Annotated in this window: 24 protein-coding genes; 16 read left to right on the top strand and 8 right to left on the bottom strand. The window is 69.9% G+C overall.

Annotated elements, in window-relative coordinates:
* Positions 1 to 2 precede the first annotated feature (2 nt).
* The 8 genes from ACWDZ6_RS20190 to ACWDZ6_RS20155 all read left to right on the top strand — a co-directional run bounded on the left by ACWDZ6_RS20190 (position 3) and on the right by ACWDZ6_RS20155 (position 6,851).
* The gene (locus ACWDZ6_RS20190; protein WP_451503985.1) at positions 3 to 647 is read left to right on the top strand and encodes a nicotinamide mononucleotide transporter family protein; all 645 of its coding nucleotides are present in this window, start codon (positions 3 to 5) and stop codon (positions 645 to 647) included.
* The gene (locus ACWDZ6_RS20185; RefSeq protein ID WP_351456109.1) at positions 644 to 1,981 is read left to right on the top strand and encodes a bifunctional 3,4-dihydroxy-2-butanone-4-phosphate synthase/GTP cyclohydrolase II; all 1,338 of its coding nucleotides are present in this window, start codon (positions 644 to 646) and stop codon (positions 1,979 to 1,981) included. The genes ACWDZ6_RS20190 and ACWDZ6_RS20185 overlap by 4 nt, the downstream gene beginning before the upstream one ends.
* A gap of 24 nt (positions 1,982 to 2,005) precedes the next feature.
* On the top strand, positions 2,006 to 2,491 hold the full coding sequence (gene ribH, locus ACWDZ6_RS20180) for a 6,7-dimethyl-8-ribityllumazine synthase (protein WP_451503946.1): 486 nt from the start codon (positions 2,006 to 2,008) through the stop codon (positions 2,489 to 2,491).
* Between the two features lie 83 nt (positions 2,492 to 2,574).
* Complete coding sequence (locus tag ACWDZ6_RS20175) at positions 2,575 to 2,847, top strand: phosphoribosyl-ATP diphosphatase (protein WP_142215995.1); 273 nt, start codon at positions 2,575 to 2,577, stop codon at positions 2,845 to 2,847.
* Positions 2,848 to 2,918: 71 nt separating this feature from the next.
* Positions 2,919 to 3,767 (top strand): ATP phosphoribosyltransferase, encoded by an 849-nt coding sequence (hisG, locus tag ACWDZ6_RS20170; RefSeq protein WP_451503945.1) that lies wholly within the window; start codon positions 2,919 to 2,921, stop codon positions 3,765 to 3,767.
* Positions 3,768 to 3,782: 15 nt separating this feature from the next.
* Positions 3,783 to 4,241 carry a PH domain-containing protein gene (locus tag ACWDZ6_RS20165; RefSeq protein ID WP_366732546.1) on the top strand — a complete coding sequence of 153 codons (459 nt, stop codon included), beginning with the start codon at positions 3,783 to 3,785 and terminating at the stop codon, positions 4,239 to 4,241.
* Positions 4,242 to 4,431: 190 nt separating this feature from the next.
* Positions 4,432 to 5,772 (top strand): hemolysin family protein, encoded by a 1,341-nt coding sequence (locus tag ACWDZ6_RS20160; RefSeq protein ID WP_451503944.1) that lies wholly within the window; start codon positions 4,432 to 4,434, stop codon positions 5,770 to 5,772.
* Positions 5,769 to 6,851 (top strand): hemolysin family protein, encoded by a 1,083-nt coding sequence (locus ACWDZ6_RS20155; protein WP_451503943.1) that lies wholly within the window; start codon positions 5,769 to 5,771, stop codon positions 6,849 to 6,851. The genes ACWDZ6_RS20160 and ACWDZ6_RS20155 overlap by 4 nt, the downstream gene beginning before the upstream one ends.
* Before the next feature lie 15 nt (positions 6,852 to 6,866).
* On the opposite strand, the gene ACWDZ6_RS20150 is transcribed toward ACWDZ6_RS20155, so the two are convergent.
* Both ACWDZ6_RS20150 and ACWDZ6_RS20145 read right to left on the bottom strand, forming a co-directional pair.
* Entirely contained in the window at positions 6,867 to 8,759 is a 1,893-nt protein-coding gene (locus ACWDZ6_RS20150) for an AAA family ATPase (protein WP_451503984.1), read from the bottom strand.
* A gap of 409 nt (positions 8,760 to 9,168) precedes the next feature.
* Positions 9,169 to 9,753 carry a uridine kinase family protein gene (locus tag ACWDZ6_RS20145; RefSeq protein WP_451503942.1) on the bottom strand — a complete coding sequence of 195 codons (585 nt, stop codon included), beginning with the start codon at positions 9,751 to 9,753 and terminating at the stop codon, positions 9,169 to 9,171.
* A 185-nt stretch (positions 9,754 to 9,938) separates the two neighbouring features.
* Between ACWDZ6_RS20145 and ACWDZ6_RS20140 the strand changes: the two genes are divergently transcribed.
* The 3 genes from ACWDZ6_RS20140 (at position 9,939) to ACWDZ6_RS20130 (ending at position 12,372) form a co-directional block, all read left to right on the top strand.
* Entirely contained in the window at positions 9,939 to 11,291 is a 1,353-nt protein-coding gene (locus tag ACWDZ6_RS20140) for a peptidase C39 family protein (RefSeq protein WP_451503941.1), read from the top strand.
* A gap of 118 nt (positions 11,292 to 11,409) precedes the next feature.
* Positions 11,410 to 11,559: an SCO1431 family membrane protein gene (locus ACWDZ6_RS20135; protein WP_366732552.1), complete on the top strand. Its 150-nt coding sequence runs from the start codon at positions 11,410 to 11,412 to the stop codon at positions 11,557 to 11,559.
* 120 nt (positions 11,560 to 11,679) lie between these two features.
* A complete protein-coding gene (locus ACWDZ6_RS20130; protein WP_451503940.1) occupies positions 11,680 to 12,372 on the top strand; it encodes a TetR/AcrR family transcriptional regulator in 693 nt (230 codons plus the stop codon).
* Positions 12,373 to 12,507: 135 nt separating this feature from the next.
* On the opposite strand, the gene ACWDZ6_RS20125 is transcribed toward ACWDZ6_RS20130, so the two are convergent.
* Positions 12,508 to 13,770, bottom strand: coding sequence for a glycoside hydrolase family 18 protein (locus ACWDZ6_RS20125; RefSeq protein WP_451503983.1), 1,263 nt, complete (start codon positions 13,768 to 13,770; stop codon positions 12,508 to 12,510).
* 342 nt (positions 13,771 to 14,112) lie between these two features.
* On the opposite strand from ACWDZ6_RS20125, the gene ACWDZ6_RS20120 reads away from it, so the two are divergent.
* A complete protein-coding gene (locus ACWDZ6_RS20120) occupies positions 14,113 to 15,285 on the top strand; it encodes an acyl-CoA dehydrogenase family protein (RefSeq protein ID WP_326648534.1) in 1,173 nt (390 codons plus the stop codon).
* Positions 15,286 to 15,792: 507 nt separating this feature from the next.
* Here the strand turns inward: ACWDZ6_RS20120 and ACWDZ6_RS20115 are convergent.
* Positions 15,793 to 16,197: a hypothetical protein gene (locus ACWDZ6_RS20115; protein ID WP_351456079.1), complete on the bottom strand. Its 405-nt coding sequence runs from the start codon at positions 16,195 to 16,197 to the stop codon at positions 15,793 to 15,795.
* Between the two features lie 203 nt (positions 16,198 to 16,400).
* On the opposite strand from ACWDZ6_RS20115, the gene ACWDZ6_RS20110 reads away from it, so the two are divergent.
* The 4 genes from ACWDZ6_RS20110 (at position 16,401) to fxsA (ending at position 20,453) form a co-directional block, all read left to right on the top strand.
* Positions 16,401 to 16,841 carry an Lrp/AsnC family transcriptional regulator gene (locus tag ACWDZ6_RS20110; protein WP_326648532.1) on the top strand — a complete coding sequence of 147 codons (441 nt, stop codon included), beginning with the start codon at positions 16,401 to 16,403 and terminating at the stop codon, positions 16,839 to 16,841.
* Between the two features lie 9 nt (positions 16,842 to 16,850).
* Positions 16,851 to 18,491 carry an amidohydrolase gene (locus tag ACWDZ6_RS20105; RefSeq protein ID WP_451503939.1) on the top strand — a complete coding sequence of 547 codons (1,641 nt, stop codon included), beginning with the start codon at positions 16,851 to 16,853 and terminating at the stop codon, positions 18,489 to 18,491.
* A 517-nt stretch (positions 18,492 to 19,008) separates the two neighbouring features.
* The gene (locus ACWDZ6_RS20100; protein WP_366732555.1) at positions 19,009 to 19,776 is read left to right on the top strand and encodes a polyprenol monophosphomannose synthase; all 768 of its coding nucleotides are present in this window, start codon (positions 19,009 to 19,011) and stop codon (positions 19,774 to 19,776) included.
* A gap of 92 nt (positions 19,777 to 19,868) precedes the next feature.
* Positions 19,869 to 20,453, top strand: a complete 585-nt coding sequence (gene fxsA / locus ACWDZ6_RS20095) for an FxsA family membrane protein (RefSeq protein WP_451503938.1) — start codon at positions 19,869 to 19,871, stop codon at positions 20,451 to 20,453.
* A 251-nt stretch (positions 20,454 to 20,704) separates the two neighbouring features.
* Here the strand turns inward: fxsA and ACWDZ6_RS20090 are convergent, their stop codons facing one another.
* The 4 genes from ACWDZ6_RS20090 to yczE all read right to left on the bottom strand — a co-directional run bounded on the left by ACWDZ6_RS20090 (position 20,705) and on the right by yczE (position 24,136).
* Complete coding sequence (locus ACWDZ6_RS20090; protein ID WP_161311542.1) at positions 20,705 to 21,079, bottom strand: RNA polymerase-binding protein RbpA; 375 nt, start codon at positions 21,077 to 21,079, stop codon at positions 20,705 to 20,707.
* Positions 21,080 to 21,334: 255 nt separating this feature from the next.
* A complete protein-coding gene (locus ACWDZ6_RS20085; RefSeq protein WP_451503937.1) occupies positions 21,335 to 22,681 on the bottom strand; it encodes an MFS transporter in 1,347 nt (448 codons plus the stop codon).
* A 43-nt stretch (positions 22,682 to 22,724) separates the two neighbouring features.
* Entirely contained in the window at positions 22,725 to 23,489 is a 765-nt protein-coding gene (locus tag ACWDZ6_RS20080) for a glycerophosphodiester phosphodiesterase (protein ID WP_389182714.1), read from the bottom strand.
* A complete protein-coding gene (gene yczE / locus ACWDZ6_RS20075) occupies positions 23,486 to 24,136 on the bottom strand; it encodes a membrane protein YczE (RefSeq protein ID WP_389183001.1) in 651 nt (216 codons plus the stop codon). The genes ACWDZ6_RS20080 and yczE overlap by 4 nt, the downstream gene beginning before the upstream one ends.
* Positions 24,137 to 24,155: the final 19 nt, after the last annotated feature.

Here is a 24,155-nt window from a genome sequence, read left to right as displayed (position 1 = left end):
CAGTGTCCTGGCTGAACTCCGAGGCGTTCACCGCCTTCGAGCAGCACATCAAGTGGTCCGACATGATCGGTAACACGATCGGTCTGATCGCGCTCGCGCTCGGCTGGCGACGCTCCATATGGACCTGGCCGGTGCAGTTCGTCTCCGGCGTCATTCTCTTCGCCGCGTTCGCCTCGTCACATCTGACCGGCAGCGCGGGCAAGCAGGTCGTCGTCATGGTCGTCGCCGCGTGGGGCTGGTGGCAGTGGACCCGTGGCCGGCAGCAGGCCCAGGACGGATCGATCGCCATCCGCTTCGCGAGCCGGCGCGAGCGCACACTCCTCGTCGCCGCCGCGGCAGTCGGCACCGTCGCCGTCGCCGGTCTCTTCACCCTGGAGCCGTCGCTCTCCTGGGACCCGTGGCCCGACGCGTACATCTTCGTCGGCACTCTGATCGCCATGTACGCCCAGGCGCGCGGCCTCGTCGAGTTCTGGTTCGCCTGGCTGCTCGTCGATCTCGTCGGCGTCCCGCTCAACTTCGCCAACGGCTTCGCCTTCTCCGGTTTCGTCTACATCATTTACGGCGCGCTCGTCCTGTGGGGCATGCGCGACTGGTGGCTGCGCTCCCGTACGAGCGCCAAGCCCTCCCTGGAAGGAGCGGCAGCATGACTTCCCGCCCGTCACCCACCACCCTGCCCGAGGCGCCTCGCGCCACCCCCTCGACGCCCACCTGGTACTCCACCGACAACGTCGAGGACTTCGCCCTCGACCCGGTGGAGCAGGCCATCCGCGACATCGCGGCGGGAAGGCCCGTCGTGGTCGTCGACGACGAGGACCGCGAGAACGAGGGCGACCTCGTCATCGCCGCCGAGAAGGCCACACCCGAGATCGTCGCCTTCATGATGAGCGAGTGCCGCGGCCTGATCTGCGCTCCCATGGAGGGTGAGGAGCTGGAGCGGCTCGATCTGCCGCAGATGGTCGAGCACAACACCGAGTCGATGCGGACGGCGTTCACCGTCTCCGTCGACGCGGGCCCGGCCTTCGGCGTCACCACCGGTATCTCCGCGGCCGACCGCGCCACCACCCTCCAGCTGCTGGCCGGCGGCAGGGCCGAGGCTTCCGATTTCGTACGCCCCGGCCATGTCTTCCCGCTCCGTGCCAAGCCCGGCGGGGTGCTGGTCCGCAACGGCCACACCGAGGCCGCCGTCGACCTGGCCCGCCTCGCCGGACTGCGCCCCGCCGGCGCGATCGTCGAGATCGCGGGCGAGGACGGAGTGATGCTGCGGCTGCCCGAGCTGATCCCGTTCGCCCGCAAGCACGGACTGACGATCATCTCCATCGAGGACCTGATCGCGTACCGCCGTACCTCCGAGCCGACCGTCAAGCGCGAGGCCGAGGTCGATCTGCCCACCTCCTTCGGCCAGTTCACCGCCTTCGGCTACCGCTCCACCGTCGACGGCGTCGAGCATGTCGCGCTCGTCCACGGCGAGATCGGCGACGGCGAGGACGTCCTCGTACGCGTCCACTCCGAGTGCCTGACCGGCGACATCTTCCACTCGCTGCGCTGCGACTGCGGCCCCCAGCTGCAAGCCTCCATGGAGCACATCACGAAGGCCGGCCGCGGTGTCGTCGTCTATCTGCGCGGCCACGAGGGCCGTGGCATCGGCCTGCTGTCCAAGCTGCGTGCGTACGAACTGCAGGAGCGCGGCCGCGACACCCTCGACGCCAACCTCGAACTCGGCCTCCCCGCCGACGCCCGCGACTACGGCGCGGGCGCGCAGATCCTCGAGGACCTCGGCGTACGCAGCCTCCGGCTGATGACCAACAACCCCGACAAGATCGCCGCGCTCGTCCGCCACGGCCTCACGGTCGACGGCCGCGAGCCGATGCCCGTTCAGGCGGGCGAGCACAACCTCCGGTATCTGCGCACCAAGCGGGACCGGATGGGACACGATCTGCCCTGGCTCGACGCCTCCAGCGCGTCCGCCTGCGGCAACCAGTAAGTCAGTAAGCGTCAAGGGAGAAACATGAGCGGCAAGGGTGCACCCGAACTGTCCGTACGCAACTGCGGCGACCTGCGGGTGGCGGTGATCGCGGCCCAGTGGCACGAGAAGGTCATGGACGGCCTCGTCGACGGCGCTCTGCGCGCACTGCACGAGCTGGGCATCGACGAGCCGACACTGCTGCGTGTCCCCGGCAGCTTCGAGCTGCCGGTGGTCGCCAAGGTGCTGGCGGGCCGCGGCTACGACGCGGTCGTCGCGCTCGGCGTCGTCATCCGCGGCGGCACCCCGCACTTCGAGTATGTGTGCCAGGGCGTCACCCAGGGCCTCGCCCAGGTCTCCATCGACACAGGCGTCCCGATCGGCTTCGGCGTCCTGACCTGCGACACCGAGGAGCAGGCGCTGGACCGCGCCGGACTCGAAGGGTCGAACGAGGACAAGGGCCACGAGGCGGTCACCGCCGCAGTCGCCACCGCCACCACGCTGCGTACCGTCAGCGAACCCTGGCGCTGAACGTCCCACCCGCCGACCGGCGCCACCCTTCGGCGGAGGTGCTGCGCGCCGGCCTTTCCGCACCCCTTAGGCTTGGGACCATCATGGCGAACAAAACCTTCGAAGAGCTCTTCGCCGAGCTGCAGCTCAAGGCGAAGAACGGCGACCCGGCCACCTCCCGCACCGCCGAGCTGGTGGACAAGGGAGTGCATGCCATCGGCAAGAAGGTCGTCGAGGAGGCCGCCGAGGTATGGATGGCCGCCGAGTACGAGGGCAAGGAAGCCGCCGCCGAGGAGATCTCGCAGCTGCTGTACCACGTCCAGGTGATGATGGTCGCGCGCGGGATCTCCCTCGACGACGTCTACGCCCACCTCTGAGCACCGCCCCGACGCACGGAACAACGCGAACAACTCCGTACGGAACAACGCGAACAAAGGAAGCCCGTCTCATGCTGCGCATCGCCGTCCCCAACAAGGGTTCACTGTCCGGACCTGCGTCGGCGATGCTCCATGAGGCCGGCTACCAGCAGCGCAAGGAGTCCAAGGAGCTCGTACTCGTCGACCCCGAGAACGACGTCGAGTTCTTCTACCTGCGCCCGCGCGACATCGCGATCTACGTCAGCTCCGGCAAGCTCGACATCGGCATCACCGGCCGCGATCTGCTGCTGGACTCCGGCGCCAACGCCGAGGAGATCCTCCAGCTCGGCTTCGCCCGCTCCACCTTCCGCTACGCGACCAGGCCCGGCACCGCCGGCGGAGTCGGCGACTTCGGCGGAATGACGATCGCCACCTCCTACGAGGGCATCGTCGCCAAGCACCTCGCCGACGAGGGCATCGACGCCTCCGTCGTCCACCTCGACGGTGCGGTCGAGACGGCGATCCAGCTGGGCGTCGCGCAGATCATCGCGGACGTCGTGGAGACCGGTACCAGCCTGCGCAACGCCGGTCTGGAGGTCATCGGCGAGCCGATCATGAAGTCCGAGGCGGTCGTCATCCGCCGCACCGGCGCGCCCGCCGACGACCCCAAGGTGCAGCAGTTCCTGCGCCGCCTCCAGGGCGTCCTGGTCGCCCGCAGCTACGTGATGATGGACTACGACTGCCGGGTCGAGCACCTCGAGCGGGCCGTCGCCCTCACCCCGGGCCTCGAGTCGCCGACCATCTCGCCGCTGCACCACGAGGGCTGGGTCGCCGTCCGTTCCATGGTCGCGGCCAAGGAGGCGCAGCGGATCATGGACGATCTGTACGACCTCGGCGCACGGGCGATCCTCACCACGGCCATCCACGCCTGCCGCCTCTGAAGGATGCCGGAGACCATGCCCGCCGCCGCGCCTCAAGTCCCCGCCCTCCCGGTCACCTTCAGGCCGACCCGTACCCGGATCGTTCTACTGACCGTGGGCGCGGTGATGTTCGCCGTGATCACCGCCATCGCCCTGCTGCTGGAGAAGCTGAGCGCGGCGGAGCGGAGCAGCTTCATCTTCACCGCCCTGGTCTTCCTCGGCGTACTGACCCTGCTCAGCAGGCCGAAGGTCGTCGCCGACGAGAACGGCGTCACTGTCATCAATCTCACCCGTACGCGCCAACTGGAGTGGGCCGAGATCCTGCGGGTGAATCTCCGCCCCGGGGACCCGTGGGTCTTCCTCGACCTCAGCGATGGCACCAGCCTGCCTGTACTGGGCATTCAGCCCGGTATCGCCAAGGCGCACGCCATCAGTGACGCGCGCGCTCTGCGGGCTCTCGCGGAATGCCGGGGCACCCGCCCGGACGAGGACTGAGCGGCGATGCCCCTGCCGCGTCCGCCGCGCGCTTGACTACTCTGGTGACGGTGGCGACAAGCGCGCCCCGCTCCGCACCACCCGGCCCCCAGCGGCCCGCGGGGCACCTGCGACCCGAGGAGTGACTCCCTCCAGCAATGGACGGATCGTCCGGTAGTACCTGCGCCGCCCCCTCCCAGGAGGCGGCGGCATGATCGTCTCTCTTCTGCTGCTCGCCGCAGCGTTCCTCCTGATCCTCGCCAATGGCTTCTTCGTGGCGGCCGAGTTCGGCCTGGTCACGGTGGAGCGGCCCGATGCCGAGCGCGCCGCCGCCGAGGGCGACCGCCGCGCCGGCCGTGTCGTCAAGGCACTGCGGGAGCTGTCCTTCCAGCTCTCCGGCACCCAGCTCGGCATCACCATCACCTCGCTCGTGGTCGGCATGCTCGCCGAGCCCGCGCTCGCCGGACTGCTCGCCGGGCCGCTGACCGCCACCGGGCTGCCCGCGGGGGCCGTCTCCGGGATCGCGGTGGTGATCGCGATGCTGCTCGCCTCCGCCGTACAGATGGTGATCGGTGAGCTCGTCCCCAAGAACTGGGCGATTTCCCGGCCGTTGCAGGTCGCGCGATTCGTCGCCGGCCCGCAGCATCTCTTCTCGACGGTCTTCCGCCCCGTCATCACCCTGCTCAACACCGTCGCCAACCGTCTCGTACGGATGCTCGGCGTCGAACCCGCCGACGAGCTGGCGTCCGCACGCACGCCCGGTGAGCTGGTCTCGCTGGCCCGCCACTCGGCCCGCGCCGGAGCGCTGGAGCAGGACACCGCGGACCTGTTCGTACGGACGCTCTCGCTCGGCCATCTCACCGCGCAGCATGTGATGACGCCGCGGGTGAAGATGAGCGCGCTGCAGAGCGACGCCGCCGCGGCCGATGTCCTCAACCTCACCCGCGCGACCGGACTTTCGCGCTTTCCCGTCTACCGGGAGCGCATCGACGAGATCGTCGGCATGGTGCACCTCAAGGACGCTCTCGCGGTGCCGGTGGACGAACGGCAGCGCACCCGGGTGGACCGGGTCGCCGTCCCGCCGCTCCTCGTGCCCGAGACGCTGCCCGTGCAGCAGCTGCTGGAGCGGCTGCGCAGCGAGCAGCCCATCGCCGTCGTGGTCGACGAGTACGGCGGCACCGCCGGAGTCGTCACGCTCGAGGACATCATCGAGGAACTCGTCGGCGAGGTCCGCGACGAGCACGACGCCGAGGCGGACGCCCAGCCAGAACTGGCCTCCGTGGCCGCGGAGGAGGGCAACCCCGCCTGGGAGGCAGACGGCAGCTGCCGCGTCCTCACGCTTCGCCGGATAGGCCTCGACGTGCCCGAGGGCCCGTACGAGACGGTGGCGGGCCTCGTCGCCGATCTGCTCGGACGTATTCCCGCCCCCGGTGACCGGGCGGAACTCCCCGGCTGGCGGCTCCTGGTCCGCCAGGTGGGCCGCTACCGGGCCGAGCGGGTGCGCCTGGTGCGTACCGCCGACGTCCCGGCCGTGCCGGAGGCCGTGCGATGAGCGTCCTCCAACTTCTTTTCGCCGTCCTGCTGGTGCTGGCCAACGGCTTCTTCGTCGGCGCGGAGTTCGCGCTCGTCTCGGTACGCCGCAGCCAGGTCGAACCGCTGGCCGCGGAGGGTTCCTCGCGGGCCAGGCAGGTGCTGTACGGACTGGAGAACCTGCCGCAGATGATGGCCGCCGCGCAGTTCGGCATCACCATTTGCTCACTGACCCTCGGCGCGGTCGCCGAACCGACCGTGGCCAGTCTGCTGGAACCGGTCTTCCACGCCGCGCATCTGCCCGAGGGGCTGATCCATCCACTGGGCTATGTCGTCGCACTGGCCGTGGTCGTCTCCCTGCACCTCGTCATCGGCGAGATGGTCCCGAAGAACCTGGCGATGGCCGCCCCGGAGAAGACCGCGCTCTGGCTCAGCCCGGGCCTGGTCACCTTCGCCCGGCTGTGCCGCCCGGTCACCGCGGCGCTCGGCGCCTGCGCCCGGCTGGTGCTGCGGGCCTTCCGGGTCGAGCCGAAGGACGAGGTGGAGGCGGTCTTCACCAGCGAACAGCTGAACCGTCTGGTGGAGGACTCGGGCCAGGCGGGGCTGCTGGAGCCCGCGGAGCAGGAGCGGCTGGAGGATGCGCTGGAGCTGGGCAGCCGCCCGGTGACGGATGTGCTGATCACCCGCTCCGCGCTGGTGACGGTCGCCCCTTCGGTCACCCCGCGCCAGGTCGAGGAGCTGACGGTCCGCACCGGCTACTCCCGCTTCCCGGTCTGCGGGGAGGGCGAAGGCCCGTTCATGGGCTACCTCCATGTCAAGGACGTCCTCGACCTGGAGGAGCGGGAACGGGCCGTGCCCCAGCAGATCTGGCGCCCCATGGCGACCCTGCGGGGCGAGCTCCCGCTGGACGACGCCCTCACCGTGATGCGCCGTGCGGCCACCCACCTCGCCCAGGTCGCGGACGCGTCGGGACGGGTGCTGGGTCTGGTCGCGCTGGAGGACGTCCTGGAAATGCTGGTCGGCGAGGTCCGCGACCCGGCCCACCGGGTAACGGTCCCCCGCACGTCCGAGGCTGCCCTGGACACCGCCCTGGTCGGCTGAGGGCCGAGCGGCGGCTCAGAGCGGCGGATCCTGCGGGCCGCGGTCCAGCGGACCGCGGCCCGACAGGACCTCGCCGTACGCCTGCATCAGATCGGGCAGCCTCAGTGTGGCGAGATCCTCACGGGTCGGCGTGCCGGGATATCCGGACAGCCGCAGATCCCGGTAGGCGCAGCTCTTCTCGTAGAGCGTGCGCAGGAACCGGCCGTTGCCGAGCTCGTCGATCCAGCCCTGGTCGACCACATGTCCGCTGATGGAGCGCAGTTCCTCACGCACCTCGTCGTCCCACACATCACCGTTCTCGGCCGCGAGCACTTCCCCGATGGCGGTCAGTTCGAGGGGGCGGTACGAGGGGAAGTCGACCCGTGTGGTGAAGCGCGAGGACAGCCCGGGGTTGGTGGCGAGCAGCCGGTCCATGCCCTCGGGGTACCCGGCCAGGATGACCACCAGATGGTCGCGATTGTCCTCGGCTCGCTTGAGGAGAACCTGGAGGGCCTCGTCGCCGTACGCGTCACCCTTGGAGTAACCGGAATTGGAGAGGCTGTACGCCTCGTCCACGAACAGCACTCCGCCGATCGCCGAGTCGATCAGCTCATTGGCCTTCACGGCCGTCTGGCCCAGGAACTCACCGACAAGATCCGACCGTTGGGCCTCGACCAGATGGTCGCCGCCGAGCAGGCCCAGCGCGTAGAAGACCCGGCCGAGGATGCGCGCGACGGTCGTCTTGCCGGTGCCGGAGGGACCGGAGAAGACGAAATGCCGTTTCGGCGGCTGCACCGGCAGCCCCTGGTCGGCACGCAGCCGAGCCATCTTCAGCTGCGCGGACAGCGCCTTGACCTGCCGCTTCACCGGCTCCAGGCCCACCATCCGCTCCAGCTCCGTGAGTGCTTCGGCGAGCAGCACCGGATCGGTGGGGCCCGCCGGGAACTGCGGCGGAGCGGGCTGCGCGGGCGTAACCGCCTTCGGCCTCAGGCCGGCGGGCGGGACGAGCGGCACGGCGCCCGGCAGCTGGGTCTGCGGATCGGGGCCGAGCCGCGCCTCGGCCGTGAGCGCGCTGTCCCCCTCCGCCTGTGCGTCCGCGGTGTCCTGCCCGAAGCCGGCCAGCGACACCGCGGCCAGTCCGGACGACTCGTCGTACCCGTCGATCCCGTCGTACTCCGCGATCGCGGCCAGACGCGCCGATGTGTCCATGAAGGCCGGATCGATCCGGTGCACAGCCCGGTACAGCGGCAGGGCGGCGGCGCTGCGGCCGGTACCCTCGTGGGCCCGCGCCAGCCAGTACCGCAGCTCCTTGCGCTGCGGCTGCTCGCTGCGGCAGCGCATCAGAGCGGCGGAGAGCAGCGGCTCGGCCTGCCCGTACATCTCCAGTCGCACCCGGGCCATCCCGCCGAAGAGTCCGGCCTCGATGCCCAGCAGCGGATCGTTGACCAGCGGCTCGGTATGACGTACGAGCTGCTCCCAGTCCTTGGCCAGATACGCGCGGCAGGCGTGCAGAAAGCGCACCTGGGGATCGGCGTCGACCGGCGGCAGACCCGCGAGCGCCCGGTCCAGCTCCGGCACATGACGGCCGTCGAGCCAGTGGGAGGCATGGGCGAGCAGCAGATCACGCGGGCTCTCGAGCACCGGCTGAACCCACCAGCCCAGCCAGTACCAGGAGTTGAGGGTGCGGCGGTGGCGGGCGCGCTGCTCGCCGAAGCGCTCGCGGCTGCGGTACATGCGCAGCAGCGCGGTGGTGGTGTCGACGCGCAGGGCGTGCAGGCCGAGCCAGCCGTCGGCCATCCCGGGATCGATCCGCACCGCGGCCCGGAACTCCTCCTCCGCCTGCGGATAGGCCCCCATGGTGTAGGCGTCCACGCCGCGCACCCAGGCGAGGTCGGCCGGGGCCGGTGCGCCCTGCGTGCCGATGTCCATCAGGTCCCCCACAAAACGTGCACCTGTGATGTCCCGCCGGGCGGGCGCCCGTCGGCAGCGTACTGAACCACCTTGCCGTGGACGGGAATTGACCCCACCGAGGTGCATCGTACCTGCGTAAGGGGTGTGCGACTAAGGGCACGACAAGCGCCCCGGGGACGGTGACCCAGGGTGAGCGAGGAGTGGGATGTGGCGCCGGGGAGGAGGGGGAGAGGGCAGAACGAAGCCCCCGATCACGGGGGAACAACCGGGGGCTTCGCGTCTGCGGCGGCTCCGGAAAGCCGCACATTGAGAACGTAAGACCTGTACGCCCCCTCGGTCAAGCAGAGTTGAGGCACTCTTGAGGCGGATTTCCGACTGCTCAGTATGCCGGGGAAAGGCAGTAACTGTACGTGATGATCCGGTTCGGTCACGCTGTCGCAGAAGGCCCCTGGAGCCACTTGTACCCCTCCTGACACTCACGTACCAGGGCATCCGCGAACGGACGAGAAGGGTCCGACAAGAAATGGCGTGTCTCCGCCATGGTCCAGTCGTCCCAGAAAGCGGAGAGCTCGCTTCCATCGCGGTCCCGGCCCCGCTGCCAGGACTCTTCCGCGCTGCGCTCCATCCACAGCAGCCTCGCGAGAAACGGGCGCAACGCCCGTCGCCCAGCCCCCACGCCCTCGATCAGCACCACAGGAGCCGCCTCGAGAGAGCGCGGCGGTCCGAAGCGGCGCAGATTCCAGTCGTACGGGTCGTAGCGCGCGGTCCTGCCGTGCGAGAGCGGGCCGACCACTTGGACCAGCATCCGGTCCGTCCAGGCGAAGAGCTCCTCATGGGTGGCCAGGTCGTCGAGATGCAGCACCGGCACGCCGTCGCCGAGTGCCGTCGCCAGCCGGGCCGCGAACGTGCTCTTCCCCGAGCCCGCGTGGCCGTCGACCGCGACCAGTCGCACCGGTCCGCACGAAGGCGGGAGTGCGCGCAGCGCCATGGCCTGCCGATCGAGGTCGTCCATCCCGCCAGCCTAGGAGGCCCGTCGCCGATGGGGCCCGCCCCCTGAGAGTGCGGCGCACCCCTCCGCAGGTCCGGCCAGTGGACCAGACCAATATTGGTGGAGCGACGCGGTCCCAAGTGCTGGCAGAAGTCCGCCGGGACCCGCGATAGTTGCCCCACTGTCGCGCACCTGACTCGGGGGTCCCCATGCCCAGACCTACTTCGCGCAGATCCGTGCTGAGTGCCGCGATCGCGGCAGCGGCGGGTGCGGGCGCGCTGTCCTCCGCGGCCCCGGCGGCCGCCGCGCCGGCCGGTAGCACCGGCTCCGTCCCGCTGGTCGACAACCGGTTCTGGACCTCGTACACCGACTGGCGCTCCGGCGCCGCGTCCGGCACCCGGGCCGTCGCCGGCCGGCGCCCCGGAGTGGTCATCGCCGCCCCGGCCGGCCGCACCGACTACACCGATCCGCACACCGGTACCACCGCGACCTGGGAGTACGCCACCTGGACCTCGCCCGTCCACTGCTCGCAGGTGCCGGCGACCGAGGTCATCGCCTCCTGGAACGCGCACACTCCGGCCGGTACCTGGCTCCAGGTCGAGCTGCGCGGCGTCTACTCCGACACCACCCCGACCCCCTGGTTCGTGATGGGCCGCTGGGCGGCGGGCGACGGCGACATCCGCCGTACGTCCCTCGACGACCAGGGCGACGGCAAGGCCGGCATCTGGACGGACACCTTCTCCATCGACGACGCGGCCGGCGGACTGCGGCTGGTCTCGTACCAACTGCGGCTGACCCTCTACCGCAAGCCCGGCACCCGGCTCACGCCCACCGTGTGGCGGCTCGGCGCGATGGCCTCCGACATCCCGGACCGGTTCACCGTCCCCGCCTCCGCGCCGGGACTCGCCCGCGAGCTTTCGGTACCGCGCTACTCGCAGAACACCCACGTCGGCCAGTACCCGGAGTACGACAACGGCGGCGAGGCCTGGTGCAGCCCCACCTCCTCCCAGATGATCATCGAGTACTGGGGCCGGAAGCCGTCGGCCGCCGACCTGTCCTGGGTGAATCCCGCCTTCGCCGACCCCCAGGTCTGCCACGCGGCCCGCTTCACCTTCGACTACCAGTACAACGGCTGCGGGAACTGGCCCTTCAACGCCGCCTATGCGGCCACCTTCAAGGACATGAGCGCGGTCGTCACCCGGCTCTCCTCGCTCACCGACCTCGAGACGCTGATCCGGGCCGGTATCCCGGTCATAACGTCCCAGTCCTTCCTCAAGGAGGAGCTGACCGGCGCGGGCTACGGCACCTCGGGGCATCTGATGACCGTGATCGGTTTCACGGAAGACGGCGATGTGATCGCCAACGACCCAGCGTCGCCCAGCAACGCCGCCGTACGCCGTGTCTACCGTCGCGCCGAGTGGGAGAAGATCTGGCTCCGCACCAAGCGCTACAACGCGAGCGGCAAAGTGGTCTCCGGCACAGGGGGCGTCTGCTACCTGTACTGGCCCGCCCAGCCGACCCCCGCCCAGCGCCGGGCTCTGGAGGCCGTCGGCATCCGATGAGGCACCTGCCGGCCCCGGGCGCAGTGACGCACGTCTCTACCCCGGGACCGGCATCGCTGGCACTGTGGTCGGGTCACGGGGGGATGTCCGCCTACCAGACGACTGAACGAGACACATCATGACTTCGACCGCCATCACCGCCGACCACGCCGAGCCCCGCACCCGGACCGGCGGCCCCGAGGACAGCTCCAAGATCCTCGAGCACATCCTCGGCTGGACCCTCGTCGTCGTCCTCGCCATGCTCGTCACCCGGCTCGGACTGGTCTAGCGCCTCCGGCTCTCGCCTGGGCACGGCGACAATACGTCGTCCACCTGCGCAGCGAGGGCGCGCCCGCGCCGGTCTGCCATACTGCGGAGATCCTGTGGCAGTTGGAGACTAGGGCTCAATTTGAATAATAGTCAACAGCGCGGCGCGACCGAACGATCCCAGGTGCGCCGCGTTGAACTCATCGCAACCGGGCGGAAGTTGTTCGCCGACACTTCCTACGACGCACTCTCCATGGACGACATCGCCAAGCATGCGGGAGTCGCCAAGGGCCTCATCTACTACTACTTCAAGAGCAAACGCGGCTACTACCTCGCGATCATCGAGGACTCGGTGGCCGACCTCGTCTCTCGCGCCGCCGGCGACACCGAACTGCCGCGCGCTGAGCGCGTGCACCGCACGATCGAGGCCTATCTCTGCTACGCCCAGCACCACCAGGCGGCCTTCCGCACCATCGTCACGGGCGGTGTCGGCTTCGACACCCAGGTGCAGTCCATACGTGACGCGGTGCGCGATGAACTGATAGCGACTATCGCCGAAGGCGCGTACGGCAGGCGGGAGATCCCCATGCTCGCCCGGCTCGCGCTGCTCGGCTGGCTCAGCAGCGTCGAAGGGATCACCCTCGACTGGCTGGGGCATCAGGAGCCGGCGCGGGAGACCGTGTGCGCGCTGCTGATGCGGATGCTGCGGGCCACGCTCGGCACGATCGAGGAGTTCGCGCCGGAGTGCCCGGAGCCGCCGCGTGAACCGGCGTCGGTGCCGGCTCCCGCACCTGCTCAGGCTCCCGCACCTGCTCAGGCTCCCGCTCCTGCTTAGGCTCCCGCTCCCGTCGAGGCGTGACGCGGGGGGGGGGGGGGCCCCCCCCGCCCCCCCCCCCCCCCCCCCCCCGCCGGGGGGGGGGGGGGGGGGGCCCCCCCGCCCCCCCCCCCCCCGCCCCGGTACTGCCGGGGACTACTTGATGGCCTTGATCAGCTCTCCGCCCGTGGTGTCACCGCTGAGCTCCCAGAAGAAGGTGCCGCCCAGGCCCTGCTGGTTCTTGTAGGTCATCTTCCCCGCGATGGTGGCGGGGGTGTCGTAGCTCCACCACTGGCTGCCGCAGTGCGCGTACGCCGTCCCGGCGACGGTCCCGTTGGCCGGGCACCTGGACTTGAGCTCCTTGTAGTCGTCGATGCCCTGCTCGTACTTGCCGGGTGCCGGTCCGGTAGCCGTGCCACCGGGCGCCTTCTGCGTCACGCCCGTCCAGCCGCGTCCGTAGAAGCCGATCCCGAGCAGCAGCTTCGACGAGGGGATGCCGAGTCCCTTGAGCTTGGTGATCGCGGCGTTCGTGTTGAAGCCCTGCTGCGGAATGCCGGTGTAGGAGGTGAGCGGCGAGTGCGGGGCGGTGGGGCCCTGCGCCGCCCAGGCGCCGAAGAAGTCGTAGGTCATCGGGTTGTACCAGTCGACGTACTGGGCGGCGCCCGCGTAGTTCGCCTTCTCGATCTTGCCGCCGGACGAGGCGTCCGCGGTGATCGCCGCGGTCACCAGGTTGGAGCTGCCGAACTTCGAACGCAGCGCGGACATCACGTTCTTGAAGGCGTCGCGACCGCTGGTGTCACAGCTCAGTCCGCAGGCGTTGGGGTACTCCCAGTCGATGTCGATACCGTCGAAGACATCCTTCCAGCGGGGATCCTCGACCAGGTTGTAGCAGGACTGGGCGAAGGCGGCCGGGTTGGCCGCGGCCTGGCCGAATCCGCCGGACCAGGTCCAGCCGCCGAACGACCACAGCACCTTGAGGTTCGGGTGCAGCTTCTTCAGCTTGCGCAACTGGTTGAAGCTGCCGCGCAGCGGTTGGTCCCAGGTGTCGGCGACGCCGTCCACGCTCTGACCTGCGGTGTAGGTCTTCTCGTAGTCGGCGAAGGAGTCACCGATGGCGCACTTGCCGCCGGTGACGTTTCCAAAGGCGTAGTTGATGTGGGTGAGCTTGTTCGCGGACCCGGAGGTCTGGATGTTCCTGACGTGGTAGTTGCGGTCGTAAACGCCCCATTCGGTGAAGTAGCCGACCACCTTGCTTCCGGCGGCGGCCACCGCGGGCGCCGCCACGGGCTTCGCGGCAGGGGCGGACTCGCCCGCGGAGGCGATATGGGCGCCGGTGATCAGGGTCGCGCCGAGCGCGGCGGTACACGCGGCGGCGATGAGCGCCCGCAGGCGGGCGCGGGGACGGTGTGGTCCGAGCATCATGTCTCCTCGTGGGGGAGGGAGAGTGAGTGGGGACGTGCTGTCGACCGTCGGGCCTATGTGGCATGAACACGGTCATGCGCTGGAGGGAACGGTAGAAGGACTAGACCAGTGGGGTCAATGGTTCGGACCAATCTCACCGGTCGGTGGGGCGGTACAGGAACGAGTCCCTGCAGCCCGTGACGGACGCCCGCTGATCGGGCATACTCAACGCGCCACAGCCGCCGTCGAGCCACTTTCGTGATCCGGAAGGGCAGCATCGGCCTGGCAGTAAGACCGGCGGCGCGCCCACACCCTTCGCGCGCGACCGCCGCAGCGCCCGACAGGGAGGAGAGCGCCGTAATGCCCGATCGCGCCCCGCAGCCGGTGGATCGTCAACTGCCCACCGAGGAGTCCAGGGATCTGATCGCCCTGGTACGCGACATCATCCAGCGGGAGATCGCTCCCCGGGCGGCCGAGGAGGAGGATTCCGGGCACTTCCCGCGCGAGGTCTTCTCCCTTCTGTCCGAGTCCGGACTGCTCGGCCTTCCGTACGACTCCGAGTACGGCGGGGGAGACCAGCCGTACGAGGTCTACCTCCAGGTCCTGGAAGAACTCGCCGCCGCCCGCCTCACCGTCGGCCTCGGCGTCAGCGTCCACTCCCTCGCCTGCCATGCACTGGCCGGCTACGGCACCAAGGAGCAGCAGGCCGAGCATCTGTCCGCCATGCTCGGCGGCGGCCTCCTGGGTGCGTACTGCCTCTCCGAACCGGCCTCCGGATCGGATGCGGCGTCGCTCCGTACCAAGGCCGTGCGCGACGGCGACAGCTGGGTGATCACCGGCACCAAGTCCTGGATCACGCACGGCGGAGTCGCCGACTTCTACACCGTTCTGGCCCGCACCGGCGGTGAGGGCGCCCGTGGCATCACGGCCTTCCTCGTCCCCGGCGACGCGCAGGGCCTGAACCCCGCCGCACCCGAGAAGAAGATGGGCATGAAGGGCTCGCCCACCGCCCAGCTGAACTTCGACGGCGTACGGGTCCCCGACTCCCGCCGGATCGGTGAGGAGGGCCAGGGCTTCGCGATCGCGCTCTCCGCGCTCGACTCGGGCCGGCTCGGCATCGCTGCCTGCGCCGTGGGACTTGCCCAGGCCGCCCTGGACGAGGCTGTCGCGTACGCCACCGGACGGCAGCAGTTCGGCCGGCCCATCGCCGACTTCCAGGGGCTGCGCTTCATGCTCGCCGACATGGCGACCCGGATCGAGGCGGGCCGTGCGCTCTATCTCGCCGCCGCGCGGCTGCGCGACGCGGGACGGCCCTTCTCCCGGCAGGCCGCCATGGCCAAGCTGTTCTGCACGGACGCGGCGATGAGCGTCACCACCGACGCCGTCCAGGTGCTCGGCGGCTACGGCTACACGCTGGACTTCCCGGTCGAGCGCTATATGCGTGAGGCCAAGGTGCTACAGATCGTCGAGGGCACCAACCAGATCCAGCGCATGGTCATCGCCCGTCACTTGGCCGGACCCGAAACGCGCTGATCCTGTGACGTGCTGAACCGGCCGTCCCACACCGGCGGCGCCGCGAGCCTGCTCCACTCCGGGTCGCGGCGCCCCGGCAGGGTCTGGCCCTTGCTCGCCCACGTGCGGAGCAGCTCGCGGTAGATGGGCGGATCAGCCGGATGCGGAACCGATTCTTCTGGAGCGGGTGTCGCAAGGCGGCGCCCGCCGCTACTGGTCGTGGCGTACTGCAGGGTCATGACTGGGCAACGCCGTGTGTCCCGGCCGGGTTACCGCCTCGGTGAATCGAGCGCGAGTTCGCGCCCTACCCGCCGCGGCCCGCGGCAATCGAGTACGGCGCCGGGGCTCCGGCCTCCCCGCAAGCCCCTGACGTGCGGTCAGCCTCCTGCCGTCCAGGAGGCCGACCGCACGTCAGGTCCGCTTCGGCGACGTGCGGGTGCCCGAAGATTCGGCCCGGTCCTGCACCACGCCGGCCTTGCCGCCATGGTGCAGGGAAGCTACTGGTGGCCTGCCCGGTCCTCGGACCGCTCAGGCCGCACGCCGCAGGTGCGGCACCTTGACCGGCCGCGAGCCCGCGCCGCCGACGTGCGAGAAGGGCTGGGTCCGCCAGTCGAGCCCCTGGGGGAGCGTCAGCAGCAGCGCAGTGTCCTGCTCCTGGACTTCCAGCGTCTCGTCCGCGGGACGCCCCTCGGCGGCCGTACGCCCCGTACCGGCGCACACGGTCAGCCCGAAGGGGTTCCACGGGGTGGGGCAGAGTGCATGCTCCGGCAGGACGTCCTCGTCCGCCAGCAGCGCGATCGGCTGCACGCAGTCCGGGCAGATCACCCGGTACATCTCGAAGGTGTCGTACGCGTCGAGCTCATCGATCTCAGCCGGATCGGCCGAATCAACAGGCTCCGGTTCGGTACGTCCGCTGTTCTTCAGGTTCTGCATGGAGATTCCCCCCTCGGGTGGGCCGACCAGGCACTTGCGGCCTCGACCACAGCAAGCAATTCCCCACGCGCATGCCAGGTAACCACGTGGTCACGACGGACCGGCCGGCAAACCTGTGGCATTGGTCACATGCCCGCCGCAGGTGCCTCTCCGGGCTGCCGCCGACTGTGCCGGAAGCGACCTGGGGCAATAGGTTGATCCGCATGGAGGAGCTGGATCGTCAGATCGTGGAATTGCTCGTCGCGGACGGGCGGATGAGTTACACCGACCTGGGCAAGGCCACTGGCCTGTCCACATCGGCGGTGCATCAGCGCGTCCGCCGCCTCGAGCAGCGCGGCGTCATCCGCGGTTACGCCGCCGTGGTCGACCCCGAGGCGGTCGGGCTGCCGATCACCGCCTTCATCTCGGTCAAGCCCTTCGATCCCAGTGCCCCCGACGACATCGCGGAACGTCTCGCCGACGTGCCTGAGATCGAGGCCTGCCACAGCGTCGCGGGCGAGGAGAACTACATCCTCAAGGTCCGCGTCGCCACCCCGCTCGAGCTGGAGCACCTGCTGACCCGCATCCGCTCGCTGTCCGGCGTCTCCACTCGTACGACCGTCGTCCTCTCCACCCCGTACGAGGCACGCCCGCCGCGTATCTAGGCTGTTCCCATGACCGACAGCACCTCCCCCCAGGCCGAACACCGCACCGTGCTGCTGCGCGGTGGAGAAGTCCACAGCCCCGCCGACCCCTTCGCCACCGCGATGGTCGTCGAACGAGGACATATCGCCTGGGTGGGCTCGGAAGGCGCCGCCGACGCCTTCGCCGCCGGTGTCGACGACGTGGTCGACCTCGAAGGGGCCCTGGTCACTCCGGCGTTCACCGACGCACACGTCCACACCACGGCGACCGGCCTCGCCCTCACCGGCCTCGATCTGTCCGGCGCCCGCACCCTGGTCGAGGCGCTCGGTCTCGTACGGGAGCACAGCGCCGCACACGCCGCCGACAAGGTCCTCCTCGGCCACGGCTGGGACGCCACACGCTGGCCCGAGCAGCGTCCGCCGTCCCGCGACGAACTCGACCGGGCAGCCGGCGGCCGGCCTCTCTATCTGCCCCGGATCGACGTCCACTCGGCCGTGGTCACCACCGCCCTGCTCGACCTCGTCCCGGGCGTCACCGACCTCGCCGGATACCACCCGGACGCGCCGCTGACCGCCGCCGCCCACCACGCCGTACGCGCGGCCGCCCATGCCGCCATCACGCCCGCGCAGCGCGCCGCCGCGCAGCGCGCCGCACTGGCCGGGGCCGCCTCGCTCGGCATCGGCACCGTCCATGAATGCGCCGGCCCCGACATCAGCGACGAGGACGACTTCACCTCCCTGCTGGAACTGGCCGGAGCGGAGCCGGGCCCGCGCGTTGTCGGCTACTGGGCCGAACAGGTCGCGAACGCAAAGGACGCACAGCGCATCCGCGAACTCGGCGCCGTCGGAGCGGCCGGTGACCTGTTCGTCGACGGCTCCCTCGGCTCGCACACCGCCCACCTGCACGCCCCGTACGCCGACGCCCCGCACACCGGCGCCGCCCACCTCGACTCCGCGGCCGTCGCCGCCCATGTCGCCGCCTGCACCGAAGCCGGGCTCCAGGCCGGCTTCCACGCCATCGGTGACGCGGCCCTCACCGCTGTCACCGAAGGCATCAGGGCCGCCGTCGACACGCTGGGCCTCGCCCGCGTACGCGCAGCCCGCCACCGCGTCGAACACGCCGAGATGCTCACGCCCGAAACCATCGCCGCCTTCGCCGAATTCGGCCTCACCGCCTCCGTCCAGCCCGCCTTCGACGCGGCCTGGGGCGGCTCGGAGGGCATGTACGCCCAGCGCCTCGGCGCCGAGCGGGCCCGCACCCTCAACCCGTATGCCGCACTGCTGCGCGCCGGAGTGCCCCTCGCCTTCGGCTCCGACAGCCCCGTGACCCCGCTCGACCCCTGGGGCACCCTCCGGGCCGCCGCCTTCCACCGCACACCCGAACACCGGATCTCGGCCCGCGCCGCCTTCACCGCGCACACCCGCGGCGGCTGGCGGGCCATCGGACGCGACGACGCCGGCGTGCTGGTCCCCGGCGCGCCCGCCGACTACGCCGTCTGGCGCACCGAGGAACTCGTGGTCCAGGCCCCCGACGACCGCGTCGCCCGCTGGTCAACCGACCCGCGCTCCGGCACCCCTGGCCTGCCTGATCTCACCCCCGGCGCCGAACTGCCGCGCTGCCTGCGGACGGTGGTCTTCGGACAAACTGTCTATGAGAGGCCGAACGAGTGACGTGAGGACATTTCGTACCGCCGATCGATGCCCGACGCGCTCCGTCGCGACCTGCGCATCTTCCGCGCTGACCTGGTGATTTGGGCAAAGATCGCAGATCAGGCGACTGTTGACAGTGAGCGCCCACCGGCCGGTAGGTTCGGCCGAGTCCACCACGGGACGTCCGACCGGCAGACCTTCACGCAGTCGTCGAACGCCGCTGGGTCATGGGGTGGTGCGTCGCACCGGCGCACTGTCACTGGGAGCCAGGTTCAGCGCCCGCGCCTCGGGGGCGAGGGAAGGTCTCGGCCGGCCGGCAGGTGTGACCCGGGTGGGGCCCGGCGTTCAGTAGACAACGGCTCTCGGTAGACCCGCAGCCAGCGGGTCCCAGGTCGGCCCGAAGGACGCCGGGCCCCGATCCGCAGCCTCTCGTCCCGCTTCTGTGCCGAAGACACGGCACCCCAGGTCCGTGCCGCCGCAGCCGCCCGATGAGCGCTCGCTATGGTGGGGCTCTGCGTACGGACTTTAAGGGGCAGCAGTGAACGACGGCGGTCAGCGGCGGTACGGCCCGCTCGGCAGAGCCTTGGTGATCATCCCGACCTACAACGAGGCCGAGAACATCAAGCCGATCGTCGCCCGGGTGCGCGCTGCCGTGCCCGAGGCGGACATTCTCGTCGCCGACGACAACAGCCCCGACGGCACCGGCAAATTCGCCGATGAACTCGCGGCCCAGGACGACAAGGTGCAGGTACTGCACCGTAAGGGCAAGGAAGGCCTCGGCGCCGCCTACCTCGCGGGCTTCGCCTGGGGTATCGAGCACGGCTACGGCGTACTCGTCGAAATGGACGCCGACGGCTCCCATCAGCCCGAGGAACTGCCCCGGCTGCTCACCGCCCTCAAGGGCGCCGACCTGGTCCTCGGCTCGCGCTGGGTCCCCGGCGGCCGCGTGGTGAACTGGCCGAAGCACCGTCAGTTCATCTCGCGCGGCGGCAGCACCTACTCCCGGCTACTCCTCGGACTGCCGCTCCGTGACATCACGGGTGGCTTCCGGGCCTTCCGCAAGGAGACCCTCGAAGGTCTCGGACTCGCGGACGTCGCCTCGCAGGGCTACTGCTTCCAGGTCGATCTGGCCCGCCGGGCCGTCGCAGCCGGTTACCACGTCGTCGAAGTCCCGATCACTTTCGTGGAGCGTGAGATCGGTGACTCGAAGATGAGCCGCGACATCCTTGTCGAGGCGTTGTGGCGGGTCACGGCCTGGGGCGTCGGTGACCGAGCGAAGCGTCTCCTCGGCCGCAAGTCTTCCTGAAGCGCCTCCCGGTGTTGCGCCCTCGCGCCGGACGGATCCTTCCTGATCACCCCCTTACGCCGCTCCGGCGGGCGCCCAGGCACACTGGGAGCATGACGACCGGCACACCCACTCCGACGGCCCGTAGGCGCTCGAGCGCCCGCAACCTCGTCCCGCTCGGCATGGCCGTCTGGCTGGTGCTCGAGATCTGGCTGCTGACCCTTGTGGCCGGAGCGGCCGGCGGGCTCACCGTTCTCGCCCTGCTCGTCGCCGGCGGCATCGGTGGCGCCGTCGTCATCAAGCGAGCCGGCCGCCGGGCCTTCCGCAATCTGACCGAGACCCTCCAGCAGGCACAGGCCGGCAAGAGCCCGGCGTCGGGGACCAGCACCGGCAGTACCGGCAACGGCTTCCTGATGCTCGGTGGCCTGCTCCTCATGCTGCCGGGACTGATCTCCGACGTGGCGGGCCTCCTGCTTCTGCTGCCGGCCGTCCGCTCGGCGCTCGGGCGGCACACGGAGCGTTCTCTGGAGCGCCGTATGCGCGCTGCCGCGCCCGGCAGTCTGGGCGACGCCTTCCAGCAGGCCCGCATCCACCGCCCGGACGGCAAAGTCGTCCAGGGCGAGGTCATCCGACAGGACGCCACGCAGCCGCCGCGGGGCTACGAGGACGACGGCCAGAGGCCCCCGCTGACCCCCTGACCTGTGGCCGTCCTTCCTCCGGGAACGCACGCGAGTTGTCCGGGAAGGCACGCGACCCTTCGACCCGCGAGCCTTCGGGAGAGCACGCCGGCTTTCGGCCCGCGAGCCTTCGACAGAGCGCGACGGCTTCCGAGAGGGCACGCGAGCGCATCCGGGACACAGCAGAGCCGCGGGCCGTGTCACACACTCGTGTGACACGGCCCGCGGCTCTTGATCTTGCGTTGTGCTGGTAGTGCGGTGTTGTTACGGGGTCAGGCGGACTTCCGGCTGTCCCGCGGATGCACAGCGATGTTCATGGCGCCGGAGCGCAGGACCGCCAGCCTCTCGGCCAGCACTTCCTCCAACTCCTCGCGGGTGCGCCGCTCCATGAGCATGTCCCAGTGCGTTCGCGCCGGCTTGCCCTTCTTCTCCTCGGGGCCGTCGCCGTCCACCAGGAGTGCCTGGGCGCCACACGCCTTGCACTCCCACTCCGGCGGAATGTCCGCCTCTACGGAGAACGGCATCTCAAATCGATGGCCGTTCTCGCATGCGTACTCCACCGCCTGGCGCGGGGCCAGATCGATGCCGCGGTCCGTCTCGTAGCTGGTCACCACGAGTCGCGTACCGCGGAGAGCTCGCTCACTCATGAATCGTGCCTCCCGGGCTTGTCGCCCACAGGACAGGTGTCGCTGTCGTCGTCATCCGGTCAACGTCCGGTCGGCGGTAAAGATTCCCGTTCCGGGTCATGCGTCGCCCGTCGTGCCGCCCCTTGTTGTACCCACCAGTGCCCGTTTTGTCACATCTGACAGAAAGTGTCACCCAGTGATTTCACTTCTTCAGCACGCAGTAACGGTCCGGCCGGCAGGCCAAAGGCGTACACTACCGGCCTTTCACTTCAACGTCTAAATCCGTTCCGGCACGGGGTTGCCCGCGGCGGCCACAGCACGCCGCACCGGCACCCGCGCCAGCAGGACGAATCCCAGCGCGAAGAAGATCACCAACGAGATGATCGCTTCCCGATAACTGCCGGTCAGCTGGTATGCCAGCCCGAATACCAGCGGCCCCAGCCAGCTCAGCCCGCGGTCGCTCATCTCGTAGGCCGAGAAATACTCGGCCTCCTTGCCGCGCGGCACCAGATGTGAGAACAACGACCGCGACAGCGCCTGGCTACCGCCCAGAACCAGCCCGATCGCCCCTGCGAGACCGAAGAACCAGACGGGCGCCCCGGCCGGCAGGAAGTACCCCGCCGCCAGAATCAGCGTCCAGACGGCCAGGGAAGCCAGAATCGTCCGCTTGGCCCCATGCGTTCTGGCCAGTCGGCCCATGCCCAGCGCGCCCACCACCGCGAGCACCTGCACCAGCAGCACTGCCGTGATCAACGTCGTCTGATCAAGACCCAGCTCCTCGGAACCGTAGATCGAAGCCTGCGAGATGACCGTCTGGACCCCGTCGTTGTAGATCAGATAGGCCAGCAGGAACGACAGCGTCAGCGGATGCCGGCGCATGTCCCGCAACGTGGCCGTCAACTGCCGCCACCCCGAACCCACGGCGCCCGCACCGCTCGGCGCCACCCGCCGGTCCCGCAGCCGCCGCAACGGCACCAGCGTGAAGGCACCCCACCACAGTCCCGCCGAGGCCAGACAGATCCGCACCGCCGCGGACTCCGAAAGTCCGAGCGTCTCGTGACCCGAGTACACGAGGAGGTTCAGCACCAGTACCAGAGCGCCTGACGTATAGCCGAACGCCCAGCCGCGCGACGACACCGCATCGCGCTCGTCCGGCTCCGCGATCTGCGGCAGGTACGCGTTGTACAGCACCATCGAGACCGACAGCGACGCATTCGCGACGATCAGCAGAAAAGCGCCCAGCAGATACCGGTCGCCCTCCAGGAAGAACATCCCCGTCGTCGCGGTCGCACCCACATACGCCGCCACCGCCAGCAGCGGTTTCTTGCGGCCGGTACGGTCTGCCGCCGCACCCGCAAGCGGCATCAGCAGCACCGCCACCACCACCGACGCGGACACCGCGTACGCGAAAACGGAACCCGCCCGCACCGGCACACCCAGCGGATGCACAAAACCTTCGGCATCCGCCGCGGCTTTCGCCACCGAGGTCAGATACGGCCCCAGGAAGACCGTCAGCACACTCGTCGAATAGACCGAGCACGCGAAGTCATAGAAATACCAGCCGCGTTGCTCGCGTCTGCGCTCACTCGCCCCGGTCGTCCGGTCCGCGGTGTCGGTTGTCACCCCGCGCCCCCTCGCTCGTCCCGTTGTGCAGACGCGCGGGGTTTCAGACCCAGGCTCCCCGGTCGGTCAGTACCGTGCGCAACGTCTCCAGATGATCGGTCATGATGCCATCCACGCCGAGGTCCAGGAGCGCTGCCATCCGATCCGCCTCATTCACCGTCCAGACATGCACCTGCAGCCCGCGATCGTGCGCCGCCCGCACGAAACGCCGGTCCACCACCCGGATACCGCCCTGGGACTCCGGGACCTGAGCGCACACCGCCCCCGCCCGCAGTGCCGCCGGAATTCCGTACGACCGCAGCCGCAGGGCCATCACACCCCGCACCCCGTACGACGTAGCCAGCCGCGGACCCGCAAGACGCATCGCCCTGGCCACCCGGCCCTCCGAGAAGGAACCGACACACACCCGGTCCCAGGCATCCGCCCTGCGGATCAGATCCACCAGCGGAACCAGCGCCGGCTCCGCCTTGATGTCCACATTCCAGCGCGCCCGAGGAAACTCCTCCAGCAGCTCCTCGAACAGCGCCAAGGGCTCCCGGCCCGCCACCCGCGCCTGCCGCACCTCGCTCCACGGCAGCGCCGCTATCCGGCCGCGCGCGTCAGTCACCCGGTCCAGCGTCGCGTCGTGAAAGGCGACCAGCCGCCCGTCCGCTGTGGTGTGCACATCGGTCTCGAAATAGCGGTAACCGACCTCCGCGGCCCGCCGGAAAGCGGCCGCGGTGTTCTCTATCCCGTCGGCAGCCCCGCCGCGGTGGGCGAAGGCGAGTATCGAGGGATGGTCCAGGTAAGGGTGGTGTACGCGAGTCACTGCCGCAGTATCGCCTGCTTCGGTGTCCCGCCGGCGACCACCGTGCTGCCACCGTCCCGCTCCGAGATGGCGAAGACGCGCAGGAACAGCTGCGCCAGCGGCCCGATGGCCAACGCGTAGGCGAGCGTGCCGACGCCCACCGAGCCGCCCAGCACAAAGCCGGTCGCGACCACAGCCACCTCGATCGCCGTGCGGACCAGCCGGACCGAGCGGCCCGTAAGACGGTGCAGCCCGGTCATCAGACCGTCCCGCGGCCCCGGTCCGAACCGCGCCGAGAGGTACAGGCCCGTTGCCACGCCATTGAGCAGGATGCCTGCGGCCATCACCGGAATCTGCGCTCCGAGCCCCTGGACATCCGGCACCAGCGCCAGCGTGCCGTCCATCGCGATCCCGATCACCAGCACATTCGAAACCGTGCCCAGACCCGGCCGCTGCCTCATCGGAATCCAGAGCAGCAGAACGGCCGCGCCGACGATGATCGACACGACACCGATCGTCAGCCCCGTGCGCTCGGCCAGGCCCTGATGCAGCACACCCCAGGGTTCGAGCCCCAGCCCGCCGCGCACGAGGAGCGCCGAACTCACCCCGTACAGAGCCAGACCGACGTACAGATAAAGCAGCCTGCGGGTGAGATGCGCGGCCACGATTGCGCCCCCCTCTGGTGGT

It is taken from the genome of Streptomyces sp. NPDC002926, from assembly GCF_053591755.1.
The sequence above is the reverse complement of the archived record's forward strand: the minus strand, read 5'-3'. Positions and strand labels throughout refer to the sequence as shown.